We start from the raw sequence: 24680 nt of genomic DNA on the forward strand, positions 1-24680 counted from the left end.
TGACCCGTTGCCGGCTTTCGGATGCGCGCACGCATCGTGATGCCATGTGAAATGTTGTTGCGCCGTAGGGTTCTCCTTTCAACGGAATTTGCCGCCATGGGGAAAATGGGTTGGCGATTGTGGCAATGACGCAACAGGCATTCGCGACGAACCGTTGCCAGTGTGCAACCGCACAAGGATTCCAGCCGATTAAGCGGAACAATAGACCTGTTGCATATGCGCATTGTCCACATGATTTCTTGCGCGGGGCATCGCCGTGGTGAAATCCTGTTGCGTTGTTGTAAATCCCTTCCGCGCAGTGGATTGACCGGCCGCCGCGACGCATTTAACCGATTGATTAAATAAGCTCGCACAAAACGTGTTGTTCGCTTCGTCTGATCGATCGCGAACGCGACAGAGAAAGGAAATCGGCATGGAACTCGGCAGTTCTGTCGCAGCAGTAGTCACGGGAGCGGCTTCTGGGCTTGGTGCGGCTACGGCGCGGGCGCTCGCAGGAAGAGGCGTGAAAGTCGCGATCTTCGATCTCAATGCCGATGCCGGTGAGGCGCTGGCCGCGGAAATCGGCGGGGTGTTCTGCGCCGTGAACGTTACGGATGAGGAAAGCGTAATCGCCGGATTCGCGAAGGCGCGCGCGGCGCATGGGCAGGAACGGGTACTGGTCAACTGTGCGGGCATCGCGCCGGCCGCAAAGACGGTCGGCAAGAATCGCGAGACGGGCGAGCCGAGGGCGCACGACATGGCGCTGTTCGAGAAGGCGATCGCGATCAACCTCGTCGGCACTTTCCGCTGCATCAGCAAGTCGGCAGCGGGCATGGCGACGTTGGAGCCGATCGATGCGGCCGGCTCGCGCGGGGCGATCGTCAACACCGCCAGCGTCGCGGCGCAGGACGGGCAGATCGGGCAGGCCGCCTATGCTGCATCCAAGGGCGGCGTGCTGGCGATGACGCTGCCGGTGGCACGTGATCTCATGAGCGAGGGGATTCGCGTCAACACGATCCTGCCCGGCATCTTCGAGACGCCGATGATGGCGGGAATGCCGCAAGGCGTGCAGGATGCGCTGGCGGCGATGGTGCCGTTCCCCAAGCGCCTCGGCAAAGCGGAGGAGTATGCGAAGCTGGCGCTGTTTATGTTGGAGCACGACTATCTCAACGGCGAATCGATCCGTCTCGACGGCGCCATCCGCATGGGACCTAAGTAAACGCCGATGAAGGACCGTCCGGTCTCCGCTCTAGACGTAGCGCCTCCCGGTGCGCGTGCGATGCTGCTCGATACGGCGAGCGCTATCATGCGCGACGGCGATGTGATCGACATCTCGCTTTCCGAACTGAGCCTTCGCTCCGGGCTGAACTCGGCGCTGGTGAAGTACTACTTCGGCAACAAGGCGGGGCTGCTCAAGGCGCTGCTCGACCGTGACTGGGAGGCAATCGTCGTCAGCGTCGATGCGCTCGTCGCCAAGGACGGGTGGGAGCCGGAGGCCAAGCTGCGGCGGCACTTGTGGAAGGTGGTCGATACTTTCTACGAAGTGCCTTACCTCAACCGCCTGACCATGCGCATGGTGCGCGAGAGCGACGATACCGAGGCGCGGCGCATCGCCGACTGCTACCTCTCGCCGATCTACCGCGCTTACGAGCAGTTGATCGGCGACGGGGTGCGGGCAGGGGTGTTCCGCGAGATCGACCCGCAGTTGTTCTACTTCACGGTGACGGGGGCGGTGGACCGCTTCTTCTCGGCGCGGCTGGTGCTCAAGCATTGCTTCGATCAGGACAGCCTGACCGAGGAACTGCGCGACCGTTACCGCGAGCATACCATCGACATCATCATGGCAGGCATTCTCGCGCACTGATGGCCCGCAAGAAGAAGCGTTACCTCACCGCGACGATGGCGGACGGCTACGTCAAGACCATCGGGCCGACGGCGGATACGTTCACGCATTACTGGCGCGTGGTGGCGGAACTGCAGAACGGCAAGACCGAGGTGTTCTGGGGGCATGCGCGTTCGCTGGCGGAGGCGAAGAAGAAGCGCCTGCCGCTGGACGAGGCAGCCAGAATGCGCGGCTGGAAGGGGTTCGCCTTCGAGATCGCCGAGCTTGTCGAGACGGATAGCGAGTCAGGTCACGAGGACTGACGAGACGCTTGACAGCCGATGCCATCGGATTGATTTCACAGGGCGATGGGGCTCGGTTGGGGGCCTGTACCGGGGAAATCATGGCGGCTTCGGGAAGCGAGGCAGGCGACTTGCGTGCCGGCAGTTACCGACTCACGCAATTGGAGGCGGTGCGTGGAATCGCTTCGCTGGTCGTGGTGTTTCATCATTTCGCGCTGGGTTTCGTACCGGCGATACGCCTGCGTTTTCCGGATGGGATCGCCGGGACGCCGTTGTTCTGCCTGATCAACGGTTCAGCGGCGGTGACGTTGTTTTTCGTGCTGTCCGGCTTCGTGCTGACGCGCCGCTATTTCGATCGAGGCCGGGCAGGAGGTGAACTGGCAATAGCGGCGGCCAAGCGCATGCCGAGGCTATGGGTTCCGGCGACCGCTTCAGCAATCCTCGCGTGGCTGGTGATCAGCCTGGATCTGACATGGAACGTCGAGGCGGCGCGATCGACTGGCAGCGACTGGCTGAGGCTCTATGCCAACGCCGGATTTCCAGCCGTTTACCGGCCGGACTTTGCAACCGTCATGGGGCAGAGCGTCACGCTCTTCTTCCACCCTGCCAATCCGGGGCTCGTCAACACGAACCTCTGGACGATGTATTTCGAGCTGTTCGGCAGCATGCTGTGCTTCGCCATCGTCTGGCTGTTGCTTGCAATGGAAGCGCGCCGCTGGTGGCCGGTCGTGCCGGCCGGAATGACGGTTCTGGCCCTGATCGCGGTGCTGGGAGCGGCGGCGCTGCCGTTCCTGCTGGGAGCATGTCTCGCCAGGTTCTATCGACATGGGGGACTGTCGTTGTCGAAGATCGGCGGTATCGGGCTCATGCTGGCGGGGCTGGCACTGTGCGGCATGGACGGTTTCGTCCCCGAGAACATCGGCGCTGTCATAATCCTGCTCGCGGTTCTCGCATGCCCATCGCTGGCGCGAGGGCTGTCCGGGCGTTTCGGCAACTTTCTGGGGCGCTATTCCTTTCCCGTCTATCTGGTCCACCTGACCGTCATCCTGTCGGCATCCAGCTTCGTGTTCGTGAAACTCAATGACCGGGGATGGGACGGGGCCCTCGTGTTGCTGGGCACGGGGGTAGTGACGCTGGTACTGACCTTCCTGGCAGCGTGGCCCTTCGTCGCGCTCGAGGATTGGTGGGTGCCGAAACTCAATCGGATTGCCGGTATCGTGCAGCGCGGGTTGTCGCCGTCGCGGCCAGCCTAGGCTTTGGCGTCACCCCGCCTTGCCCGGCCCGGTGCCCGAGAAGGCATCGCCGATCGAGCACGCCGCAGGGCCGAGGATGACGACGAACAGCGTCGGCAGGATGAACAGGATCAGCGGCACGGTCATGATCGCGGGCAGGCGCGCGGCCTTTTCCTCGGCGCGCATCATACGTTCGTTGCGGAATTCGGCCGAGAGCACGCGTAGCGCAGAGGCCAGCGGGGTGCCGTAGCGTTCGGTCTGCACCATCGTCGTCACCACGCCCTTCACCGCGTCGAGGTTGACGCGATAGGCGAGGTTCTCGAACGCGGCGCGGCGTTCGGTGAGGAACGAGAGTTCGATCGAGGTCATCGAGAACTCGTCGCCCAGTTCCGGGTAGGCGCGGCCCAGTTCGCGTGAGACGCGCTCGAAGGCGGCGTCCACGGTCAGGCCCGCTTCGGCGCAGATGACGAGCAGGTCGAGCGCGTCGGGCAAGCCCTTGCGGATCGCGTCGGTGCGCTTGGAGACGAGGTTCTGGATATAGATGTCCGGACCTTTGTATCCGGCTAGCACCATCGCGGCGAAGCCCATGAACTTCTTGAAGCTCGACCAGTCGGGGAAGTAGTCGATCCCGTAGATCACCAGTGCGGCGAAACCGCCCAGTACGATCGGCGCGACGAGGCGCGCGAGGACGACCGCGACGGCCCATTCCTTGTTGCGGATGCCGGCCTGCGCCAGCTTCTGCTGGATGGTCTTGATCTGGCTGTCCTGCAGCATCCGCGCCTTGCCGAGGAACGCACCCATCTTGTCGGTGGTGTCGTTGCGGCGGATCAGGCTCTGGCGCTTGCGGGCGGTGGTTATGATGCCCGCCTTGAGCTGCTCGCGCCGGGCGTTGAGCGCCTTGACGCGCTTCTGCATCGGATCGCGGATGGTGATCGCGGTGTAGATCGCGAAGAGCACCGCGGCGGCCGCGACGATTGTGAGCAGGGTGCCGACGTAAGTGACGTCGAAACCGAGGAGGGTGGGACCGGCGGGTTGTTCGAGCATGTGCTGGTCCTCAGATCTCGAAGCTGACCATCTTGGCCATGATGAAGGCACCGATGCCCATCCAGATAGCGCCGCCGATGCCGGCGACCATCAGGCGCTCGTCGATGAAGAACTGGCCGATGTACTGGGGGCTGATCCACCAGATCATGAAGAAGACGATGAAGGGCAGCGAGCCGACGATATAGGCCGAGGCCTTGGATTCCGAGCTCATCGCGCGGATCTTGAGCTTCATCTGCGCGCGCTTGCGCAGCACGTCCGACAGGTTCGCCAGCGTCTCCGCCAAATTACCGCCGGTCTCGCGCTGGATGGCCAGGGTGATGCAGAAGAAGTTGAATTCGGGCATGTTCAGGCGGTCGGCGGTTTCCTGGAGGGCGTCCTCCATGGTCTTGCCGACTTTCATGCGGTCGGTGATGAGCTTGAATTCCTCGGCGACGGGGCCGGGGATTTCCTGCGAGACGATGGTGAGCGTCTCCGACACCGGCAGACCCGAACGCAGACCGCGCACGAGCAGATCGATGGCGTCGGCGAACTTCACGGTGAAGGCGTTGGAGCGGCGCTTGATGAAGTGGCTGACGACCATGTGCGGCAGCCCCGCGCCGACGAACACGCCGAATGCGAGCGCGAGAAACATCGCGCCGGACTTCATGAAGATGAGCAGCGTTATCACCGCACCGAGGCCGATCGAGCCATAGAGGTACTGCTGCATCGTCCAGGGCAGGCCCGAACGGTGCAGGCGCAGCGCCAGCGCTTCCGCGCGCGAGGCAGAGCCGGCGATCTGGTGGATTCGCGGCTTGCGGGCGGCGACGGCGCGGCGCATCTGCGCCTCCAGCCGATCGCTGGCATTGCTCGAGTGACGGAAACGCACCGACTTCAGGCGCCGGGTCGATTCCTTCTTGGGCGACGGCCCGGAAAGCAGCGCCCAGATGAGCAGCGCGAAGCCCGTGAGCCCCGTCGTTACCATGATGACCTGAAGGAAGTTCATAGCCGTTACCGAACCTTGAGAAGCATCGCCTTACGAGGACGCCGGGGCCTTCTTCTTCGCCTTGGGCATTATCGCCTTGAGGTCGAACTTACCGAGCAGGGAAGGCTTGGCGGTGGCACCGGCTTCATCGCCGATGTCGGCGATGTCGCGGGCGAGATCGCGCAGCACCGCGCCGGACTTGGCCGCGCGGTTGGCATCTGCGAACGTCTGGCCCAGCTTCGCGGCCATCGACGCGGCCTTGAGGTCATAGGGAATCGACACGTCGATCTTTGTCTCGATCGAGGCTTCGAAGTCGGCCTTGCTGATCTCGGCAAGCGTCGCCTGAACCTTGTTGGCGACGATGATCACGCGGGTCTGCGGGGCATTGGCCTTGAACCAAGACAGCAGGCGGATGGTGTCGCGCGCCGAAGCCAGCGTCATCTCGGTCACCAGCACCGCGACGCCGAGGTCTGCTATGAGCTGCGGGAAGTTGATCAGCATGTTGCGCGGCATGTCAATCACGGTCATCTCGAACGCGGCGCGGAACTCTTCGGCCAGCTGCTGGAAGGCGGAGCCGTCGGTCAGCAGCGGCGCGTTGATCGGTGCCTCGGCGGAAAGGATCGCAAGGTTGTCGTTCGCACGGATCATCGCACGTTCGATGAACAGGCCGTCGATGCGGCTGGGGTTCTCGATCGCGTCGGTCAGGCCGCGGCCCGGCTCTAGGTCGAGGCACAGCGCCCCGGTGCCGAAATGGATGTCGAGGTCGAGCAGAGCGGTGGGCAGCTTGTGGTCAGTGCTGAACAGCCATGCCAGCGACGTGGCGATGGTCGAGGCGCCGACGCCGCCGCGCGTGCCGATTACGGCGGTCGAGACATGATGCTTGCCCGCCGCCACGTCATGCGTGCGCGGGGTCGAGAACACCGACTGCGCCTGCGCCAGCGCATCGCGCAGGGCGGCGGGCTGCAGCGGCTTGAGCAGGTAGTCGTGGATGCCGCTGGCGATGAGATCGCGGTAGAGGCGCACGTCGTTGACCTGGCCAACGGCGACGACGACCGTGCCCGGCTCGCAGACTTCGGCCAGAGCGTTGATGTCGCTCAGCGGGTCGCCGCTCTCCGACAGATCGACGAACAGGATGTTCGGGCTGGCCGCAATCGACAGCGACTGGACGGCATTGCGCAGGCCGCCCTTGTAGCACTTCTCCGGCTGCCAGCCCATCTCGATGGCGATGGGGCGCAGCACGTCGAGCGAAGCCTCGTCGCAGAGGAACGCGGCGAACTGGTCGCGGCCACTTGGACCGCCTGTCTTCCAGGGAGCGTTCATGGCCATCAGTTTTCCTTGCTGCCGGTCTGCGAGACCGAGTTGCCCTTGCCGGTCGTCCCGGCGGCGCGATAGGCACCGATCGCCTTGTTCGACGTCATCACTGCGGTCGATCCGGTGTCGGTCTGGCCGTGGATCAGGTCTTCCGGATTGGCGACCATGGCGGCGAGGTTGGAATTGACTGCGCAGCCGTAGTTGGTCGAGGTGGCGTTGCCGGGGTTGAAGTCGCTCTTGGCCGACCAGTCCGGGCAACCCGGGACATAAGCCTTGGAACGGCTGATGGTGATGCGGGCTGTGCCTGCCGGCACGGTGCCGGATGCCGCCGTGACTTCATCGAGCACGACGCCGTAGCGATCCGCGACCGCCGCGATCGCGCCGCGGGTGGCGGCGCTCATATTCGGATCGTCGACTGCGATGCGATCGCCATACTTGAGGCCCATGGCGTCGAACCAACCGGCAAGGCGGGCCTGTTCACCATAGGCGAGGCCGGAGCCGCTGCTGGTCACGTCGATGCTGTAGTCCGATTTCTCGACCACCGGCTGGTGGACCGAATAGACCGAACGATTGGTCGGTACGCCGCCGCAGGCCGCCAGTGCGAGGCCGAGGCTGAGGCAGATTGCGGTACGGGCGAGAGTAGACTTGCGCATGATGGTCACCTTTCTCGCTTAGAAGCTGAAGCCGGGCTTGGCGGAGTTGTCGGAGCTGCGGCGGGTGCTACCGCCCTGGCTGGACGAGCCCGAGGGCGCGTTGGTCGCCTCGGGACGCTTCGCACCGCTGGCGCCGTCGCTGTCCATGTTGCCAAGCAGACGCTGCAGTTCGTTGGGCGAGTTGAAACCATCGGTCGGCAGCGCGATCTGCGAGGACGAATTCATCGGATTGACCAGATAGGGCGTCACGATGATGACCAGTTCGGTCTCGCCGCGCTTGTAGCTGGTCGAGCGGAACAGCGAGCCGAGGATCGGCAGGTCGCCCGCGCCCGGCATCTTCTGGATGGTGTTGGTCGCGCTGTTGCTGAGCAGGCCCGCGATCATGAAGCTCTGGCCCGAGCCCAGTTCCACGGTCGTCTCGGTGCGGCGCACGGTGAGGGCCGGGATTTCGTAGCCGTTGAGCGTAACGGCGCCTTCGCTAGAAAGCTCGGAAACCTCGGGGCGCACGCGCATCGAGATCCGGCCGTTGGCGAGCACCGTCGGGGTGTAGCTCAGGCTGACGCCGTACTTCTTGTACTCGATCGAGGTTGATCCCAGGCCCTGGCTAAGGGGAATCGGGAATTCGCCGCCCGCGAGGAAGTCTGCCGTCTCGCCCGAGAGCGCGGTGAGGTTGGGCTGGGCCAGCGTGCTGACGAGGCCGATCGTCTCGCCCGCGTCGAGCGCGCCGAGCAGGTCGATGCCGAGCAGCTTGCCGCCGAGGCCCAGCGTGGTGCCGGTGGCGTTGGGCGTTATGGACGAGGCGCCGGTGCTTGCTTCGTCGCCAACGATGATCGGGCCGCCGTGCGTATACTGCGGGAACTTGCCCGAGCCCTGGCCGATCACGAACTTGGCGCCGGTAGAGGCGTCTGAGCTAGTGATGTTGACGCTCATCGATTTCACCAGCGAGCGGCTGACTTCGGCGATGCGGACCTGCAGGTTGACCTGCAGCGGCGTCGCGATGCGCAGGCGGCTGATGACGTTGGCTTCCTTGCCCGCGTAAGCCGTGACGAGGCGTTCGGCCTCTGCGGCGTCTTCGGGGTTCTTGATCGTGCCTGTCAGCAGAAAGGTGTTCGAGCCCATCGTCGAGACGCCGATCCGGGCGTCCGGTATGGCGAGACGCAGCATCGAATCGACGCTGTCGAGGTTGGAGCCCACGCGTACCGTACCCGACCAGACGACCGCGCCCGCCGCATTGCTGGCATAGACCGTGGTGGTGCCGCCGGCCTTGCCGAACACGTAGAACTGCTTTGCCGACTTCACCTGGACATCCGCGACCGCGTCGTTGGCGACGAATACGTCGGCCATCGAACCCGGTACGTTGACGAGCTGGCCGCTGCCGATCGACAGGCTGACGTCCTGCGCCGGGTGAACGACCGAGGCGGTCTGGGCCTCGGCGGACGCGACGCTCACGGCGGCCAGCGACGGGACGGCAGTGGCGGCGATCAGTGCGGACTTGAGAAGACGCTGCTTCATCGAGATGCCCTCAAAGGGTGACGGACGGTGCGTGGAGGCGGTCATCGTTACTTGCCCACCGGTTCTACGGTGGTTTCCTTGCCGCGAGTTACGCGGACCACGGGGCCAACATGGACCGGCGCTGCGGCCACCTGCGGCGCGGCACCGACGGCGGGAGCGGCCGGGGCAGGGGCGCTGCCGCCCTGTGCCGGGCGGCTCGAACGCTGGAAGCGCGAGACGTCGGCGCCGGTAACGTACGTGGTGGCGCCGTCCATCGGGCGGTTCATGGCCTGGCTCATGAACTTCTCTTCCTGCTCGCGGGTCGCACCCTCGGGCAACTTCACGTCGCCGCTGGCGAGGATGCGGTCGAATTCGCCCTGGTTGTCGGAGATCGCGCGCAGCGACAGGCTGAGCGTGCCGATGGTTTGTGCGACGGCGACCTTCTCGGCGATGCGCGGGGTGACTTCGAGGGTGACGGTGCGGAAGCCCTGCACGACCGTCTTGCCGTCCTCCACCGTGCTGGCGGTCGCCTGGTCCGTCGCGAGGACCCGCAGGTTGCGCAGGATCGTCTCGGCGGTGCGCAGCGAGTCGCCTTCGCCCTTCACGTCCTGCGTGAGGACGAGGTCGATGCGGTCGCCCGGGAAGACGAAGCCGCCGACGCCGGTGTCGGCCGAGACCGAGATGGTGACGGCGCGCATGCCCGGTCCGAGCGCGGCGGCAAGGAACCCGCGATCGCCCGGCGCGACGAGCGCTCCCTGGGTCAGCGGCTGGCCGGCGGTGATCGGAAAGCGCACGACGGTGCCGAGCAGCTTGGTCATGTCGGCCTTGCCGTCGACGTAATAGGCGTCCTGGACGAGGTTGTCCGGCCAGCTCTGGAAAGAGACCGAATCGGCGGTGATGATCGTGCCCACCGGCAGCGCGCGCTGGGCGACCAGCACTTTGGGGCCATTCTGGTCGGCGGCCGGAACGGCTCCGGCCTGCGGCGCGCCCCCGCCTGCGAACATCGTCCTCGCAGCAAATGCGGTGAAGGCTGCGACGAGCAGCGCAACCGCGAGCAGCACCACTTTCTTCCTGTCCATGGCTTGGAAAGCCCCTTAGCAAAATCCCCGAACTGTTCGGACTTATGAGGTAAATTGGTTAAGAACGGGTTCACCCCGTTGCTTGCGTAAACCGCGTTAGCTTCAGCCTGCGATTCCGGCGGAATGCGCGGCGCTGAGCGTCTGCGAACCCATCACCCACAGCGATGCGGCGGCGATGGCGATGCCGTAGGGCACCTCGATTCGCGACTTCTGGCGGCGCATGATGTGGCGCATCCCGAAGAGGAACAGGCCCAGCACCACGATCGCGGCGAGGGGGATCGCCCAGAGGCCCGGCAAGACCCCGGCGACGGCCTCCATGGTTGCGGGCTCCACCACCGGGCGATGCGTCGCGATGGCGAAGACGATGGCGCCCGCGCACCACACCCAGGCGAAGGCGACGAGCCCGGCGAGGGCGTCGCGCACCATCTCCTTGCGCCCCGGTTGCATGTTGAATGCGGCCATTGCCAGCGAGGCGCCGCCGCCCAGCACCGCCATCAGCACGACCAGTTGCAGGAACGCGGCAGGCGAGAACCACAGCGCCAGCGCGGTCAGCAGCTTGACGTCGCCGCCGCCCATCTGGCCGATGGCGAAAAGCACGCAGGCCACCGCGAACGTCGCCGCCGCCAGCCCGATCTGCACGCCGATGTCGAAGGGGCCGAGCCCCATCGCCAGCCACCACAGCGGCGCGGCGACCGCGATGCCCAGGTTCAGCCAGTTGTCGATGTGCCGCGCGCGCAAGTCGGTGAACGCCGCGACGAGCAGCGCCGTTGCCAATGCGGCCAGCAGTGCGTAGGAAAATACAGCGCCCGTCATGCTTTTCATCCTATCGGATCGAGAGCGCTCTACCTCGGCAACCGCTACCAAATAGTAACCACGACATATCGATCACGAACCGGGGCTTCCCATCATAGTGACCTCCGCCGTCGAAAGTCTCGTCAAGTCCCCCGCGCGCCGGGCGATTCCCGCCGAAGCCCGCGAATCGCGCTGGGCCTTGCCCGATGGCCACCTGCTGCGCCGGATCGACTGGCAGGGCGGCAGGCGCGGCTCGATCCTGTTCATGCCCGGGCGCGGCGATGCTTACGAGAAATGGCTGGAAACCCTCGACGGCTGGCACCGCGAAGGCTGGAACGTCACTTCGGCCGACTGGCGCGGGCAGGCGGGTTCGGGCCGCCTCGGCCGCGATGCGGCGACGGGCCACGTGCCCGATTTCGCGCTTTGGGTGAAGGATTACGCCGCGCTCTATGCCGACTGGGCCGCCTCGACGCCGGGACCGCACATTGCCATTGCGCATTCGATGGGCGGGCAGATTGTGCTGCGCGCGGTAGCCGAAGGCGTCGTGCGGCCCGATGCGCTGGTGCTCTCCGCACCGATGCTGGGCATTCATCCGACGTGGATTCCGGCAGGCGTGCTGCACCGGGTCGCGCGGGGCATCGTGCGGCTCGGCGATCCGCGCCGCCCGGCATGGAAAGGCGGCGAGAAGCCCGGCGCCCAGCCGAAGGCCCGCAGCCTGCTGCTCACCCACGACGAGAGCCGCTACGACGACGAGGACTGGTGGCGCCGCCAGCGCCCCGTCATCGGCATGGGCGCGGCCAGTTGGGGCTGGATCGAGCGTGCGCTCGCCTCGATCCGTTCGCTGGAGCGGCCCGGCGTGCTGGAGGCGGTCGAGGTGCCGGTGCTGCTGCTGGGCACCAGTATCGACGGCCTCGTCTCCTGGCGCGCGATCCGCCGCGCGGCCGCGCGCTTGCCGCATGGTGAACTCGTGGCCTTCGGGTCCGAGTGCCGCCACGAAATCCTGCGCGAAGTCGATCCGGTGCGCACTCGTGCGCTCGATGCCATCAGGGACTTTCTCGATCGCCGTGCCCCCGCTAGGGGCTGACCGCGATGGAAGCAGCGTTCGATATCGTCGTCGTCGGGGCCGGCATGGCCGGGGCATCTCTGGCCGCGGCCACCGGCACGCGCGCAAGGGTGCTCATGCTGGAAGCCGAGGAGCGGCCGGGCTATCACGCCACTGGCCGTTCCGCTGCCTTCTGGACCGAGAGTTACGGCGGTCCCGGGGTCCAGCCGCTGACTACCACCTCCGGGCCGGCCCTGCGCGAACTCGGCGTCCTGACCCCGCGCGGCGCGCTGACGCTCGGCCGGGCCGGGCAGGAACGGGAAGTCGAACTTTTCGCCGAGCGCTACCGTGCCGCAGGGGTGGAAATACACCTGCTGAGCTGTGCGGAGATCGTCGCCCGCGTGCCCGGCCTGTGCCCCGAATGGACTTGCGGTGCACTGGAGCCGAGCACGTGCGACATCGACGTGGCCTCTCTTCATCAGCACTACCTTGCTGCGGCACGCCGCGCAGGTGTCGAGTTATGGTGCCGCGCCGGACTGACGGCGGCGCAGCGCAATGCCGATGGCTGGGCGCTGACGCTCGCGGACGGGCGGCAGGTTCAGGCGGGCGTGCTGGTGAACGCGGCCGGAGCCTGGGCGGACGGCGTGGCAAGGCTGGCGGGCATCTCCCCGCTCGGCATCGCGCCCTATCGCCGCACGATCGCGCAAGTCGCCGTCGCCGCCGATGTGCCTGACGACCTGCCGCTGGTCCTCGACGTGGCGGAGACGTTCTACTTCAAGCCCGAGAGCGGCCGCCTCTGGCTCAGCCCGCATGATGAGACGCCGAGTGCGCCGTGCGACGCCGCGCCCGAGGAGATCGACGTGGCTCTCGCGGTCGACCGCTTCGAGCATGTCGTCGACTGGGCAGTCGAGCGGGTGGAGCATCGCTGGGCGGGCCTGCGCTCGTTCGCGCCGGATCGCCTGCCGGTCTACGGCTTCGCGCCCGGTGACGGTGCGTTCTTCTGGTTCGCCGGGCAGGGCGGGTTTGGCATCCAGACTGCGCCCGCCGCCGCCGATCTGGGCGCGCGGCTGCTGATGGGCGAGGCGCCGGGCGAGGTCGATCCGGCTCCGTTCGCGCCGGGTCGCTTCGGCTGAGTTCGACCTTCGCGGCGCTTGCGTCCATGCGCGCAAATTGCTCATCTGCGGCTGGGAAATGACACCCGCATGGAGAGTCGCAAATGGCCCATCGTTTCGAAATCCGGAAGAACAAGGCCGGAGAGTTCGTCGCCTACTTCTGCTACAATTCCGAGACCATGTTCTGGACCGAAGGCTATTCCAGCAAGGCCAGTGCGAAGAGCGCGATCGAATCGCTCAAGAAGAACGGTCCTGGTGCCGACGTGGTCGATACGACCACCGAATAACCGTCACTCCGCGTTCGGGGCGTCCGGGGAGCCTTGCGGCACCTTGCGCCCCGGCGCGACGAAGTGCCATGCGAGCAGCACCGGTTCCAGTACCGCCATGCCGACGAACACGCTCAGCAGGCGCTGCGCAGCGGGGCCGGCAGCGGCATGCTCGTAGCTGTCGGGCACCAGCACGACCAGCACCGCCAGCGTGAACTGCAGGCCAAGGTAAGTGACCTTGGGCAGACCGTTCTCGATATGACGGCCGATGATGATGCCGAGGCAGGTGCCGGCGATGAGCACCGGTGCGCTTCCTTGCGCCAGAAGCAGCACGACCAGCGCCAGCCCGCCACCTGCGATACACCCGAGCGCGCGCTGGAACAGCCGCCGGGATACGGGGACGAAGCCGCTGGCGCCGATCCCGGCGACCGGCACGATCATCACTGCCATGATCGTCACTGCTGCCTGCGGTAGCTCGGGCAGGTCGAACAGCGCGTGGAGCAGGGGCAGCATCGCGATCGCAAGCCCCGCCTGCGAGGCATGGCGCGCCGCGTGAGGGTGCCAGCGCATCCGTTCCGGCGGGGCCTTGCGATCCATCCACCAGGGCTTGCCCGTCAATGCGCCCGCAGCGAGGCTTACCAGCGTGCAGGCGACGGTGCCCGCGACGACTTCCAGCAGGCGCGTCTGGGCGAAGTGGATAGTGTCGAGGTCCGGCCGCTCGATCTTGTCGAACAGGATCATCTCGAAGGTCAGGCCGAACAGCAGCCAGGCGTAAGCGCGCCGCGCCGTCAACATCCCGTAGAGACCGATCGCGCCGACCAGTTCGGCTGCGATCATCGCCAAAGGCAGCGAGCGCGCGGCATAAGGCACCACCAGCAGTGCCAGTCCCGAGCCTATCGCCGTGCCGACGATCCGCATCACCCCGCGCACGAGCGTCTCCGCCACGTCGCTCTTGAGCAGGACGAAGGCGCTGAAAGCCGCCCATGACACCATCTCCGCGCCGATGGCACGGGCGATGACGATCGCCAGCAATACGGAGGCGACGCAGGCCCACTCGTCCGCCATGCGCGGGCCGGGGGTGACGAGCGCGCGGATTTCGGTCTTCAGGATCGGGGGAAGAGAGAGCATCGCGGTGACCTTAGAAAACCCACCCCGCTGCGACTAGGCGATAAATCGCCAAATCTCGCGACCCTCCCGCAAGCGGGAGGGCAAGTTCATGTCTCCCCTCCCGCAAGCGGGAGGGGCCGGGGATGGGCCTTCGCTTTGCGTTAAGCCGCCGCCTTCGCCGCGTCGCTCGCCAGCTTGTCCACGCGCTCGTTCTCGGCATGGCCGCTGTGGCCGCGCACCCATTGCCAGTCGACCTTGTGGCGACCGGCGGCCTCGATCAGATCGTGCCACAAGTCGGCATTGCGGACCGGCTGCTTGCTGGCGTTGACCCAGCCCTTCTTCTTCCAGCCGTGGACCCACTTGGTAATTCCGTCGATGACGTACTTGCTGTCGGTGAAGAGGGTGACGTCGCAAGGCTCGATCAGGGCGCTCAAGCCCTTGATCGCGGCCGTCATCTCCATGCGGTTGTTGGTGGTGTCCGGCTCGCCGCCCGACATCTCCTTCTCGTGCGGACCCATGCGCAGCAGCACGCCCCAGCCGCCGGGGCCGGGATTGCCCTTGCAGGCGCCGTCGGTGAAGATCTCGACCTGCTTCATGCGAATACTCCCGCATTTTCCGGGTTCGCGTAGAAATCCAGACGCCGGGCGAAGGCCATCGGGTCCTTGGGCGTCACGAGCGCATCGGCAGGCGTATTGAGCCAGTCGTAGGCTCGCGTCGCCAGGAAACGCATCGCCGCGCCGCGCGCGAGCAAGGGCAGCGCCGCGCACTCGGCCTCGCTGAGCGGGCGCACCGCGGCATAGCCCTCGAGGAGAGCGCCGGAGAGCGCCGGGTCGAACCGGGCGCCGTCGGAACTGAAGCACCATGCCGCGTGTGTCACGGCAACGTCGTAAGCGAACAAATCGGTGCAGGCGAAGTAGAAGTCGATGAGTCCTGTAACCTTGTCGCCGAGCATCAGGACGTTGTCGGGAAACAGGTCGGCATGGATCACGCCACGCGGCAGATCGGCGGGCCATTCGGCGGCCAGCAGCGCCAGTTCGCGCTCGACGATTCGGCCAAGTTCAGGGTGGATCGATTCGAGCGCCTCGCGCCCGCAATCCTTGAGCAGTTGCTGCCAGGCCGGGAGCGCCAGCGAGTTCTCGCGCGATGCGGGGAAGTCAGCCGCCGCCAGATGGATCTGCGCGAGCGCTCCGCCGACCGCACGGGCTTGCTCGGGCGTTGGCTCGGAGACTGGGACGCCGGGCAGGAACTCGATCAGCGCGAGCGCCTTGTCGCCCTCGGGCGTGCGGTGCAGGCGGTGGCTGGCGCCCTCGCAGTCGTGCATGGTGCGGGCGACGGGCGCGCCGTGCGCGGCGAGGTGATCGAGCAGATCGAGGAAGAACGGCAGGTCCGCGATCTCGGTGCGGCTCTCGAACATCGTCAGGATGAAGCGGCGCGCGGTTCCGGCCTGCTCGGTCTCGATCAGCCAGTTGCTGTTGGAGACGCCCTCAGCGATGCCCTTGGCGGACGTCAGCGTGCCAACTTCGAATGCCGCGATGATCCCGGCCATCTCTTCGGCGCCGAGCCTTGTGTAGACTGCCATGGATCAGCGAGCCAGCTGGCGGGGAAGCTTGAAGGTCATGTGCTCGCGTTCGGTCACGATTTCCTCGGCCGCTACGGTGCGCAGCTCCTTGATGCGGGCGATCACTTCGTTGACCAGTTCCTCGGGCGCGGAGGCGCCGGCGGTGAGGCCGACGGTGGCGATGCCTTCCAGCCATGCCGGATCGATCTCGGTCGCGCGCTGGATCATGTGCGCAGGCGTGCCGCAACGCTCGGCGACTTCGACGAGGCGCAGCGAGTTGCTGCTCTTGGGCGAGCCGATCACGATCACCAGTTCGCACTGCGGCGCGATCTGCTTGACCGCCGCCTGCCGGTTGGAGGTGGCGTAGCAGATGTCCTCGGCCTTGGGCGCGACGACCTGCGGGAAGCGGGCCTCGATCGCCTTGATGATGGCGTGGGTGTCATCCACCGACAGCGTCGTCTGCGAGAGGTAGGAAAGCTCGGTGCCGGGCGCGAATTCCAGCGCGGCGACGTCCTCGACAGTCTCCACCAGCGTCATGTTGCCTTCGGGGACTTGGCCGAAGGTGCCGATGACCTCAGGGTGCCCGGCGTGGCCGATGAACAGGATGTGGCGCCCGGCCTCGATCTGGCGCTCGGCCTGGCGGTGGACCTTGCTGACCAGCGGGCAGGTGGCGTCGAGCCATTCCAGCCCGCGCGCACTGGCGGCTGCCGGGACCGACTTGGGCACGCCGTGAGCGCTGAAGATCACCGGCACGCCGTCCGGGACTTCGTCCAGTTCCTCGACGAAAACGGCGCCCTTGGCCTTCAGGCTGTCGACCACGAACTTGTTATGGACGATCTCGTGGCGCACGTAGACGGGCGCGCCGTAAAGCTCGATCGCACGTTCTACGATCTCGATGGCGCGGTCCACCCCGGCGCAGAAGCCGCGCGGGGCGGCGATCAGGAGGCGGATCGGGCTATCGGCGGCACTCGCCGTCGTGGACTGAAAGGGCGCGTTCATGTTCGTCCCCCTAGCGCTTTGCCGCGCGCCTCGCTAGGGCAAGCGCACGCCATTCGAGGAAGTTCACGATGAATGCACGCCGCCTGACCGCTACTGTCCTGTGCTCCGCCGCCGCGATGACCGCGCTGAGCGGGTGCAAGACCAAGGGCGAGATCGTGGTCGATCAGGGCGTCGGCATCACCGCCGTGCGCTCGAAGTGCCCGGCGGTCGGCATTCCCGACTACACCGGCGACATCACCACCTTCCGTGGACCGGCAAAGACTGCCGACGCGATCGACGTCACTGCCTCGATGACCCAGGTGCGTGCGCAGTGCGACGAAGCCGTGGGCGAGAAGGTGACTTCGACGGTGACGTTCCAGGTGCTCGGCCGCCGCAGCGACACGGCCGGGGCGCGTCAGGTGACGCTGCCGTTCTTCGTGAGCGTGCTGCAGGGCGGCACTTCCGTGATCTCCAAGCGCGTGGGCAACGTGACGCTCAGCTTCGCGGACGGGCAGGCCCGTGCGCAGGCGAACGTGAGTACCAACGCCTTCATCGATCGCGCCGCCGCGACGCTGCCCGACGAGATTCGCGACCGCATCACCCGCAAGCGCAAGGCCGGCGACACCGACGCTGCCGTCGATCCGCTGTCCGAGCCCGAGGTCAAGGCTGCGGTCGCCCGCGCTTCGTTCGAGGTGCTGGTCGGCTTCCAACTCGACGAAGGCCAGCTGGCTTACAACGCCACGCGTTGAGGGTGTGGCTGGGGCGTGTGCCCCGCCTGTTTCGTCATTGCGAGCGAAGCGAAGCAACCCAGGGCAGCGCCACGCCGTCCTGGGTTGCTTCGCTTCGCTCGCAAATGATGCACTTATGGCGATGGATCGTTTACGACCCCGACCGCGCCGTTTCTATCGCTGTCCGTGCGGCCGCAGCCATGCGCTTGCGGTCGGTGCGATCCTCGGATGAGAGCGGTGGCAGGAAGTGAAGCGTCAGGTCCACCGGCCGCCAGCGCGCCAGAATGGCGAGAGCATTATCGAGCCCCGGCTCTTCGCCCACCCAGGCCACCGCGCGGGTTTCCACGCCGTAGTCGAGCCACACCGGCTGGACGGGAATATCCGAATCGCCCTCGATCGCGGACAGCAGCGAGGACTTGAATGCCAGCGTGCCGGTTCCGTCCGAAGTCGTGCCTTCGGGGAAGATCGTCAGTGCGCCGGTATCGCTCAGCGCGGCGCGAACCTGCTCGATTTGAGCGGAGACACTGCGGCGTTCGTGTCGGGCGACGAAGACGGTGTCGTTCATTTCGCACAGCCAGCGCAGCGGGCCGATCTGCGCGAGGCCGTCATGGGCGACGAAGGCGCTGCCGGTGCGCCCGGCGATGGCGAGGATGTCCAGCCAGCTGACGTGATTGGCGAGGAAGAAGGTGCGCCGGGCCGGCCGGGCGCCGCGAACCTGCACGCGCAGGCCGGCGATGGCGCCCACCCCGCGAAGGAACTGGCGCGGGACAGGGTTGCGCGCAGTGAACGGCGCGAAGGCATAGTAAAGCGCCACGCTCGCCACCAGCAATGCCAGCATGGCGGCGAGGCGCAGCGCGATCAGCGGCCAGCCCCAGGCCGCGATACGGCGGTCGGCGAGGGGCATGGCGGTAGTCATGGGATCAGCGGCGCGGAGTGGTCTCGCCATCCTCGCGGTCGAGGCGGACGCCGTAGAGTTCCATGCGATGGTCGACGAGGCGGTAGCCCAGGCGCTCGGCGATCTGGCGCTGCAGGGCTTCCAACTCGGGATCGACGAATTCGATGACCTGGCCGCTCTCGACGTCGATCATGTGATCGTGGTGGGCCTCGGGCGCGGCTTCATAGCGGGCGCGGCCGTCGCCGAAGTCGTGGCGATCGAGGATGCCTGCCTCTTCGAACAGGCGCACGGTGCGGTAGACCGTGGCGATCGAGATGCCGGGGTCGATCGCGGTCGCACGTTCGTGCAGCTTTTCGACGTCGGGGTGGTCGGTGCTTTCCGAAAGGACCTTGGCGATCACGCGACGCTGTTCGGTGATGCGCAGGCCACGCTCGGCGCAGAGGGCTTCGATGTCGATGGGTTGGTTCACGGTGGACCTGTAAGTAAAGAAGAAGGCGCACCGCCTAGATAAGGCGATGCGCCTGCAATCACAACCGAGTTGGACGGTCGGTTACCGGGCCCTGGCAATCGATCGCACCCTTTGTCCCCGGAAAATCGAATTTCCGTAACGCGAGTGCGGGTGCGTCGGAGGTCAGGCCTCGGGTGACCGCCTGGAAAACGTCAGGCTGCGGCGGTCTTGGGCTTGCGGCCGCGACGCACGTTCGACTTGCGGCCCAGGCCGATCTTCTTCGCCAGTTCGCGGCGCTTTTCGGCGTAGTTGGGGGCGACCATCGGATAATCGGCGGGCAGGTTCCAGCGCGCGCGGTAGTCTTCCGGGGTCATGTTGTAGTGCGTCATGAGGTGGCGCTTGAGCATCTTGAGCTTCTTGCCGTCTTCAAGGCACACAATATAGTCGGGCTTGACCGAGGCGCGGATCGAAACGGCGGGCTCGGGCTTCTCTTCCTCGACCACCGGGGCGCCGCCGAGGCCGGCGAGGGCACCGTAGACGTTGGTGATAAGAGTGGGAAGATCTTCGACCGAGACGCTGTTGTTGCTGACGTGCGCGGCGACGATGTCCGACGCGAGCGTGATCAGCGTCTCGTTCAGGTCGGTCTGGATGGTTTCCATTTCTTCTACGTCCTTTGGTGCGACCAAGTTATTCATACGGCAAACCTTTGCAGGTCTCCTGTGCGACGCAATGAACGATTTTCACGACGAGTGCAAGTTCGATTCAAAGTTGCACGTGACTTGCATTAATCGATTTCTGAATGAAAAGGGTCGCTTCGGCCCTATTTCAACCGATGTCGCAGGCAAATGTAACAGCGTCGAGCCGCTGACCGCTTGGGGTGCGATAGTATTCGCGTCTTTCGCCAATTGGGTAAAAGCCGAAATTTCTGTAAAGTGTTTCGGCGGGATTACCTCTTCTCATTTCCAGAAGCAGCCGATGCGCGCCGCGACTGATAGCACCGATGCGAAGGTTTTGGAGAAGTGCACGCCCAAGTCCTTGCCCACGACTTTCGGGGGTAACGGCAAGGAGCAGAAGTTCTTCTTCTTCAAATCCGGTGCGCGACAAGAAAAAACCCGCAGCCGATTCGCTTTCGTCCGGTGTGTGACCTTGCGCACACAAGACTTCGTAATGGCAGTTCCCGAACTTCAGCGCGTCCTCGACTTGGCGGCGATTCCACGCTTCGCCGTAGACCGGGTCGAACGATGCGGTCATGACCGCCATGATCCGGTCGATATCGTCGATCATGCCGCCCCCGCAGGCAACTTGGCATCGGGCCCGCGTCCGTAGAGCGGATGAGTCTCCGTCAGCAGCGCCGTCTCGGGCAGGAGCAGAAAAGCGCGCGCGTCGGGAAGTAGGGGCAATGCCCGCCCGGAGCCTCGCGCCGCGATCAGTGCCTGCGCCTGGCTGCCGACGACGAGTTCTTCGGTCACCGAAGCGGCGGCGGCATCGGGGCGCAGCGAGGCGAGGGCGTGTATGCCGGTGCCGTCGGCGGCGAAGCTCTCGACGAACCATTCGCCGTGCCCGCCCGAGGTGGCGACGGCGAGCGGCCGGTTCCCTTCGCTGCCGCGGGCCATGGCTGCGATGAGGGCCAGTGTGGGATAGCCGACCGTGTGCGCTCCCCATGCCAACGCCAGTGCGCGAGCGGCGGCGAGGCCGACGCGTACGCCGGTGAAGCTGCCGGGGCCTAGCGCGACGGCGATGCGGTTCGCGCGGCCCTTGCCGGGCAAGGCAGCGATCATCGGTACCAACGCTTCGGCATGGCCGCGCCCGAGCAGGCGATACTCACCCGCGACGAGGGTATCGCCCGAGAAGAGCGCGACCGAACAGGCGTCGGTCGCGCTGTCGATCACTAGGGTGGAGGCGGCCGTCACGCGAATATCCCGCGCCGCGTTGTCATCGCGCCGTTCAGGCCGCGCGGACTTCGCTGACTTCGGGGACGTAATGCTTGAGCAGACTTTCGATGCCATGCTTGAGCGTCGCCGATGAGGACGGACAGCCCGAGCAGGCGCCCTGCATCGAGAGGTAGACGATGCCTTCGCGGAAACCGCGGTAAATGATGTCGCCGCCATCGTTGGCGACGGCCGGGCGCACGCGGCTTTCGATCAGGTCCTTGATCTGGGCGACGATGTCGGCGTCGGCCGGGTCGTCGCCATAATCCTCGTCCTCGGCCGGCACCGAGAAACCGCTGGCGTCGCCGCCGGTGAACAGAGGGGCTTCCGAAACGAAATGGTCGAGCAGAATCGCGACCACCTGCGGGCGCAGCGAGGGCCACTCGACGCCGGGCGCCGCCGTAACCGCGATGAAGCTGCCGCCGAAGAACACGCTGACCACGTCACCGAGGTCGAACAGCGCCTGTGCCAGCGGCGAGGTTTCCGCATCCTCGGGCGAAAGGAATTCGCGCGTGCCCGAAGTCATGACCTGCCGGCCGGGCAGGAACTTGAGCGTCGAGGGATTGGGCGTTGTTTCGGTTTCTATGAACATGGTGATTGCGATTTAGGTGAAGTGTCGGGAGGGTCAAGGGTACAAGGGCCATGAAAGCGGCGAAACGAGCGCCGAAATGACGGCGCTATTCACTGGCCCTTAAGGAGAGGCCTCCCTATACCTTGCGTAATGACGACCTCCCCGCGCGCCGCTCGCTCGCTCGCCTGCCTGCTTCTCCTTGCCCAGGCTCCGATTCCGCTCCTGCTGGTGCCGGAGGCGGAGGCGCAGGCGCAAACCGCGCAGCCTCAGTCGGTGCCCGATACTGCGCCGATCGTGGCCCCCTCGGTCGGCCAGGCCGATCCGTGGCTCTATCGCGGCAGCGACATTCCGCATGATCCGGAATGGCACTTCGGCGAACTGCCCAATGGCATCAAGTATGCGGTGCGCAAGAACGGGGTGCCGCCGGGCCAGGTCTCGATCCGCATCCGCGTCGATGCCGGTTCGCTCTACGAGACCGATGGCGAGCGCGGTTATGCGCATTTGCTCGAACACATGCTGTTCCGCCAGTCCAAGTACATCCCCGAGGGCACTGCGATCGCGGCGTTCCAGCGCCTCGGGGCGACTTTCGGCAGCGATACCAATGCGGTGACTTCCACCACGCAGACCGTGTTCAAGCTCGACCTGCCCAATGCCACGCCGACTTCGCTGGACGAGACGTTCAAGCTGATGAGCGGCATGGTCACCGCGCCGACGCTCTCGGCCTCGAACCTCAAGCAGGACCTGCCGATCGTGCTGTCGGAAATGCGTGAGCGGGGCGGTGCCTCCAAGCGTGTGTCCGACGCGATGCAGAAGGTGCTCTATGCCGGGCAGCCGCTGGCCAACCGGGAGCCGATCGGCACGCTCGAATCGCTGACTTCGGCGACGCCGCAAAGTGTGCGGGCGTTCTATTCGCGCTGGTATCGCCCTGACAACGTGGCGGTGATCGTCGCCGGTGACGTCGATCCTGCGATGCTGGAAAGCTACGTCAAGAAGTGGTTCACCGACTGGAAGGTGCCCGGTCCCAAGGCTGTGGCCCCCAGCTTCGGCGATCCCGAGGCACCTGCGGGCGCCGATCCGAAGAACCCGGTGGGCGAGACTCGCGTGCTGGTCGAACCCGACCTGCCGCCCTCGCTGATGTACGCGGTGCTGCGCCCGTGGCGGCAGGTGATCGACAACATTCCCTACAACCAGGGCCTGATGACCGATGCGCTGGCTCAGGCGATCATCAATCGCCGCCTTGAATCCAAGGCGCGGGCAGGGGGCAGCTTCCTGTCGGCCTCGGTCAATCAGGACGATGTCGCGCGCTCGGCGGACGCAACCTTCGTGTCGGTAACGCCGCTGGGTGATGACTGGCAGGCCAGCCTTCGCGACGTGCGCGCGGTGATCGCCGATGCACTCACCCGTGCGCCGACGCAGGCGGAGATCGACCGCGAGGCGGCCGAGATGGAAGTCGCTTTCCAGGTCCCGGTCGAGCAGCAGCGCATCCTGCCCGGCAGCAAGATCGCCGACGACCTCGTCAACGCGCTCGACATCCGCGAGACGGTGGCCGCGCCGCAGGACGTGCTGGACATCTTCCGCAAGTCGAAGCCGTTGTTCACCCCGCAGGCAGTACTGGAGCACACTCGCAAGCTGTTCACCGGCAACGTCACCCGCGCCCTGTTCACCGTGCAGAAGGACGGCGCCGCCACCGACAAGGCGCTGCAACTCGCGCTCTCCGAGCCGGTCAAGGCCGACGCCAGCGTGCGCGCGGCACTCAAGCCGATCTCGTTCGAAAAGCTGCCCGCGATCGGTGCGGCCAAGAAGGCCGTCAGCGACGTGCCGACCGGCCTCCTCGAAATCGAGGAACTGACTTTTGCCAACGGCGTGAAGGCGATGCTGTGGCCGGTGGTCGAGGAGCCGGGCCGCGTCATGGTCAAGGCGCGCTTTGGCGGCGGCTACCGCTCGATCGACCCGAAGGACGCAGCTTACATCACGCTGGGTAACTATGCGCTGGTCGGCTCGGGCCTTGCCACTTTGGGGCAGGACGATCTCGATCGCATCTCCACCGGCCGCAAGATGGGCTTCGACTTCGAGGTGCAGGACGCCTCGTTCCAGCTCTCCGCAGAGACGCGCCCGTCCGACCTTGCCGATCAGCTCTACCTGTTCGCGGCCAAGCTGGACCTGCCCAAGTGGGACGTCGCGCCCTTCACCCGCGCCAAGGCCGCGGCGGCGATCCAGTACGCCACGTTCAACACCTCGCCGCAGGGCGTGCTGAACCGCGACCTGCAGTTCTACCAGCGCGGTCAGGACAAGCGCTTCGCCACCCCCACGCCCGACCAGATCGAGGCGACGACGGCGGACGGCTTCAAGCGCGTCTGGAGCAAGGCGCTCAAGGAAGGCCCCGTCGAAGTCCAGATCTTCGGCGACTTCGACAAGGCCGCCGCCATCGCCGCGCTGGAGAAGACCTTCGGCGCGCTCAAGTCGCGCCAGCCCGCGCCGGTCAGCGCGGTGCAGGCGAAGATCGACGTGCCGCAGCCGTCGGACAAGCCGATCGAGTTGATCCACCACGGCGACCCGGATCAGGCGGCGGCGGTGGTTTCCTGGCCGACCGGCGGCGGCGTCATGGGCATCCGCGAATCGCGCCAGCTGGAAATCCTCACGCAGCTGTTCACCAACCGCCTGATGAACGCGGTGCGTGAGAAGCTGGGCGTGTCCTACGCGCCTTACGTCTACTCGCAGTGGCCGGTGGACCTTGCCGCAGGCGGCTCGATCACGGCGGTGGCGCAGGTCGATCCCAAGTCCGTGCCGGTGTTCTTCCAGACCGCCGACGAGATCGCGCAGGACCTCATCGCCAACCCTCCCACGGCGGACGAACTGGCGCTCGTCACTGAGCCGCTGCGCCAGCAGGTGACCCGTGCGGCGTCGAGCACCTCGTTCTTCATGAGCCAGCTCGAAGGCGCGACGACCGATCCCACCCGCATCGGCACCGTCCGCTCGGTGCTGAGCGACTACACGGTCACCACCCCGCAGGCGATGCAGGCGTTGGCGGCGCGGTATCTCGGCCGTGACCATTCGTGGCGGCTTGAAGTGATGCCCGAGGGCAAGGAAGGCGGCGTGGCGGGGAAGTAGGAAGAGCCCACCCCCAGCCCCTCCCGCTTGCGGGAGGGAAGCAGAACGTAGCGCCCTCCCGCTTGCGGGAGGGCCGCGAGACTTGGCGATTTATCGCCTAGTCGCAGCGGGGTGGGCCTTTCTCATACCCATCACGCAACCGATCACCATGATCGCCAAACCCGGCTTTGCAAAAATTGCCGACAAGCGCTAAAGGCCGCGCCTTGCTTGCGCTGCCCGGGAGGACCTGCAGCGCTTGGAAAAGCCCACACAATCAGGTGACGGGCCAGAGGA

The 24680-nt window shown here is 66.0% G+C and carries 26 protein-coding genes; 9 read left to right on the forward strand and 17 right to left on the reverse strand.

Features of this window, described 5'->3' with window-relative positions; genetic code table 11:
• Positions 1 to 412 precede the first annotated feature (412 nt).
• From PKE80_RS24705 to PKE80_RS24720, 4 genes are read left to right on the forward strand one after another with little or no spacing between them, the layout of a single operon-like run.
• On the forward strand, positions 413 to 1198 hold the full coding sequence (locus PKE80_RS24705; RefSeq protein ID WP_271184741.1) for an SDR family oxidoreductase: 786 nt from the start codon (positions 413 to 415) through the stop codon (positions 1196 to 1198).
• Positions 1199 to 1204: 6 nt separating this feature from the next.
• Positions 1205 to 1843 (forward strand): TetR family transcriptional regulator, encoded by a 639-nt coding sequence (locus PKE80_RS24710; RefSeq protein ID WP_271184742.1) that lies wholly within the window; start codon positions 1205 to 1207, stop codon positions 1841 to 1843.
• Positions 1843 to 2124 (forward strand): hypothetical protein, encoded by a 282-nt coding sequence (locus tag PKE80_RS24715; protein ID WP_271184743.1) that lies wholly within the window; start codon positions 1843 to 1845, stop codon positions 2122 to 2124. Before PKE80_RS24710 ends, PKE80_RS24715 begins: the two co-directional genes overlap by 1 nt.
• A gap of 8 nt (positions 2125 to 2132) precedes the next feature.
• Complete coding sequence (locus tag PKE80_RS24720; protein WP_271184744.1) at positions 2133 to 3356, forward strand: acyltransferase family protein; 1224 nt, start codon at positions 2133 to 2135, stop codon at positions 3354 to 3356.
• A 9-nt stretch (positions 3357 to 3365) separates the two neighbouring features.
• Here the strand turns inward: PKE80_RS24720 and PKE80_RS24725 are convergent, their stop codons facing one another.
• From PKE80_RS24725 to PKE80_RS24755, 7 genes are all read right to left on the reverse strand, one after another.
• A complete protein-coding gene (locus PKE80_RS24725; RefSeq protein ID WP_271184745.1) occupies positions 3366 to 4379 on the reverse strand; it encodes a type II secretion system F family protein in 1014 nt (337 codons plus the stop codon).
• A 10-nt stretch (positions 4380 to 4389) separates the two neighbouring features.
• Complete coding sequence (locus tag PKE80_RS24730; protein WP_271184746.1) at positions 4390 to 5361, reverse strand: type II secretion system F family protein; 972 nt, start codon at positions 5359 to 5361, stop codon at positions 4390 to 4392.
• A 30-nt stretch (positions 5362 to 5391) separates the two neighbouring features.
• Entirely contained in the window at positions 5392 to 6660 is a 1269-nt protein-coding gene (locus PKE80_RS24735) for a pilus assembly protein CpaE (RefSeq protein WP_271184789.1), read from the reverse strand.
• 5 nt (positions 6661 to 6665) lie between these two features.
• Positions 6666 to 7304: a CpaD family pilus assembly protein gene (locus PKE80_RS24740; RefSeq protein ID WP_271184747.1), complete on the reverse strand. Its 639-nt coding sequence runs from the start codon at positions 7302 to 7304 to the stop codon at positions 6666 to 6668.
• Positions 7305 to 7322: 18 nt separating this feature from the next.
• Positions 7323 to 8816, reverse strand: a complete 1494-nt coding sequence (locus PKE80_RS24745) for a type II and III secretion system protein family protein (RefSeq protein WP_271184748.1) — start codon at positions 8814 to 8816, stop codon at positions 7323 to 7325.
• 47 nt (positions 8817 to 8863) lie between these two features.
• Entirely contained in the window at positions 8864 to 9874 is a 1011-nt protein-coding gene (cpaB, locus tag PKE80_RS24750; RefSeq protein WP_271184749.1) for a Flp pilus assembly protein CpaB, read from the reverse strand.
• A gap of 102 nt (positions 9875 to 9976) precedes the next feature.
• Complete coding sequence (locus tag PKE80_RS24755; protein WP_271184750.1) at positions 9977 to 10687, reverse strand: A24 family peptidase; 711 nt, start codon at positions 10685 to 10687, stop codon at positions 9977 to 9979.
• A gap of 97 nt (positions 10688 to 10784) precedes the next feature.
• Between PKE80_RS24755 and PKE80_RS24760 the strand changes: the two genes are divergently transcribed.
• The 3 genes from PKE80_RS24760 (at position 10785) to PKE80_RS24770 (ending at position 13107) form a co-directional block, all read left to right on the forward strand.
• A complete protein-coding gene (locus PKE80_RS24760; protein ID WP_271184751.1) occupies positions 10785 to 11750 on the forward strand; it encodes an alpha/beta hydrolase in 966 nt (321 codons plus the stop codon).
• Between the two features lie 5 nt (positions 11751 to 11755).
• Positions 11756 to 12841, forward strand: coding sequence for an NAD(P)/FAD-dependent oxidoreductase (locus PKE80_RS24765; RefSeq protein ID WP_271184752.1), 1086 nt, complete (start codon positions 11756 to 11758; stop codon positions 12839 to 12841).
• 83 nt (positions 12842 to 12924) lie between these two features.
• Entirely contained in the window at positions 12925 to 13107 is a 183-nt protein-coding gene (locus tag PKE80_RS24770) for a YegP family protein (protein WP_271184753.1), read from the forward strand.
• A 3-nt stretch (positions 13108 to 13110) separates the two neighbouring features.
• On the opposite strand, the gene PKE80_RS24775 is transcribed toward PKE80_RS24770, so the two are convergent.
• The 4 genes from PKE80_RS24775 to ispH form a co-directional block, all read right to left on the reverse strand.
• Positions 13111 to 14214 carry an FUSC family protein gene (locus tag PKE80_RS24775; RefSeq protein WP_271184754.1) on the reverse strand — a complete coding sequence of 368 codons (1104 nt, stop codon included), beginning with the start codon at positions 14212 to 14214 and terminating at the stop codon, positions 13111 to 13113.
• 140 nt (positions 14215 to 14354) lie between these two features.
• On the reverse strand, positions 14355 to 14789 hold the full coding sequence (gene rnhA / locus PKE80_RS24780; RefSeq protein ID WP_271184755.1) for a ribonuclease HI: 435 nt from the start codon (positions 14787 to 14789) through the stop codon (positions 14355 to 14357).
• On the reverse strand, positions 14786 to 15772 hold the full coding sequence (gene thrB / locus PKE80_RS24785; RefSeq protein ID WP_271184756.1) for a homoserine kinase: 987 nt from the start codon (positions 15770 to 15772) through the stop codon (positions 14786 to 14788). Before thrB ends, rnhA begins: the two co-directional genes overlap by 4 nt.
• 3 nt (positions 15773 to 15775) lie before the next feature.
• Positions 15776 to 16750: a 4-hydroxy-3-methylbut-2-enyl diphosphate reductase gene (gene ispH / locus PKE80_RS24790; protein ID WP_008830353.1), complete on the reverse strand. Its 975-nt coding sequence runs from the start codon at positions 16748 to 16750 to the stop codon at positions 15776 to 15778.
• Between the two features lie 68 nt (positions 16751 to 16818).
• On the opposite strand from ispH, the gene PKE80_RS24795 reads away from it, so the two are divergent.
• On the forward strand, positions 16819 to 17478 hold the full coding sequence (locus tag PKE80_RS24795) for a hypothetical protein (protein ID WP_008830354.1): 660 nt from the start codon (positions 16819 to 16821) through the stop codon (positions 17476 to 17478).
• A gap of 130 nt (positions 17479 to 17608) precedes the next feature.
• Here PKE80_RS24795 and PKE80_RS24800 read toward each other — a convergent pair whose 3' ends face one another.
• The 6 genes from PKE80_RS24800 to PKE80_RS24825 all read right to left on the reverse strand — a co-directional run bounded on the left by PKE80_RS24800 (position 17609) and on the right by PKE80_RS24825 (position 21320).
• A complete protein-coding gene (locus PKE80_RS24800; protein ID WP_271184757.1) occupies positions 17609 to 18373 on the reverse strand; it encodes a lysophospholipid acyltransferase family protein in 765 nt (254 codons plus the stop codon).
• Positions 18374 to 18377: 4 nt separating this feature from the next.
• Positions 18378 to 18821: a Fur family transcriptional regulator gene (locus tag PKE80_RS24805; protein ID WP_008830356.1), complete on the reverse strand. Its 444-nt coding sequence runs from the start codon at positions 18819 to 18821 to the stop codon at positions 18378 to 18380.
• A 191-nt stretch (positions 18822 to 19012) separates the two neighbouring features.
• The gene (locus PKE80_RS24810) at positions 19013 to 19459 is read right to left on the reverse strand and encodes a Ros/MucR family transcriptional regulator (protein ID WP_271184758.1); all 447 of its coding nucleotides are present in this window, start codon (positions 19457 to 19459) and stop codon (positions 19013 to 19015) included.
• A gap of 166 nt (positions 19460 to 19625) precedes the next feature.
• The gene (locus PKE80_RS24815; protein ID WP_271184759.1) at positions 19626 to 20084 is read right to left on the reverse strand and encodes a GNAT family N-acetyltransferase; all 459 of its coding nucleotides are present in this window, start codon (positions 20082 to 20084) and stop codon (positions 19626 to 19628) included.
• Positions 20081 to 20710 carry a tRNA (adenosine(37)-N6)-threonylcarbamoyltransferase complex dimerization subunit type 1 TsaB gene (tsaB, locus tag PKE80_RS24820; protein WP_271184760.1) on the reverse strand — a complete coding sequence of 210 codons (630 nt, stop codon included), beginning with the start codon at positions 20708 to 20710 and terminating at the stop codon, positions 20081 to 20083. The genes PKE80_RS24815 and tsaB overlap by 4 nt, the downstream gene beginning before the upstream one ends.
• Positions 20711 to 20744: 34 nt before the next feature.
• Positions 20745 to 21320 carry a NifU family protein gene (locus PKE80_RS24825; RefSeq protein WP_271184761.1) on the reverse strand — a complete coding sequence of 192 codons (576 nt, stop codon included), beginning with the start codon at positions 21318 to 21320 and terminating at the stop codon, positions 20745 to 20747.
• Between the two features lie 129 nt (positions 21321 to 21449).
• On the opposite strand from PKE80_RS24825, the gene PKE80_RS24830 reads away from it, so the two are divergent.
• Entirely contained in the window at positions 21450 to 24407 is a 2958-nt protein-coding gene (locus PKE80_RS24830) for a M16 family metallopeptidase (RefSeq protein WP_271184762.1), read from the forward strand.
• Positions 24408 to 24680: the final 273 nt, after the last annotated feature.

Origin of the sequence: Novosphingobium resinovorum, assembly GCF_027922145.1 — a bacterium.
Classification (GTDB): domain Bacteria; phylum Pseudomonadota; class Alphaproteobacteria; order Sphingomonadales; family Sphingomonadaceae; genus Novosphingobium; species Novosphingobium resinovorum.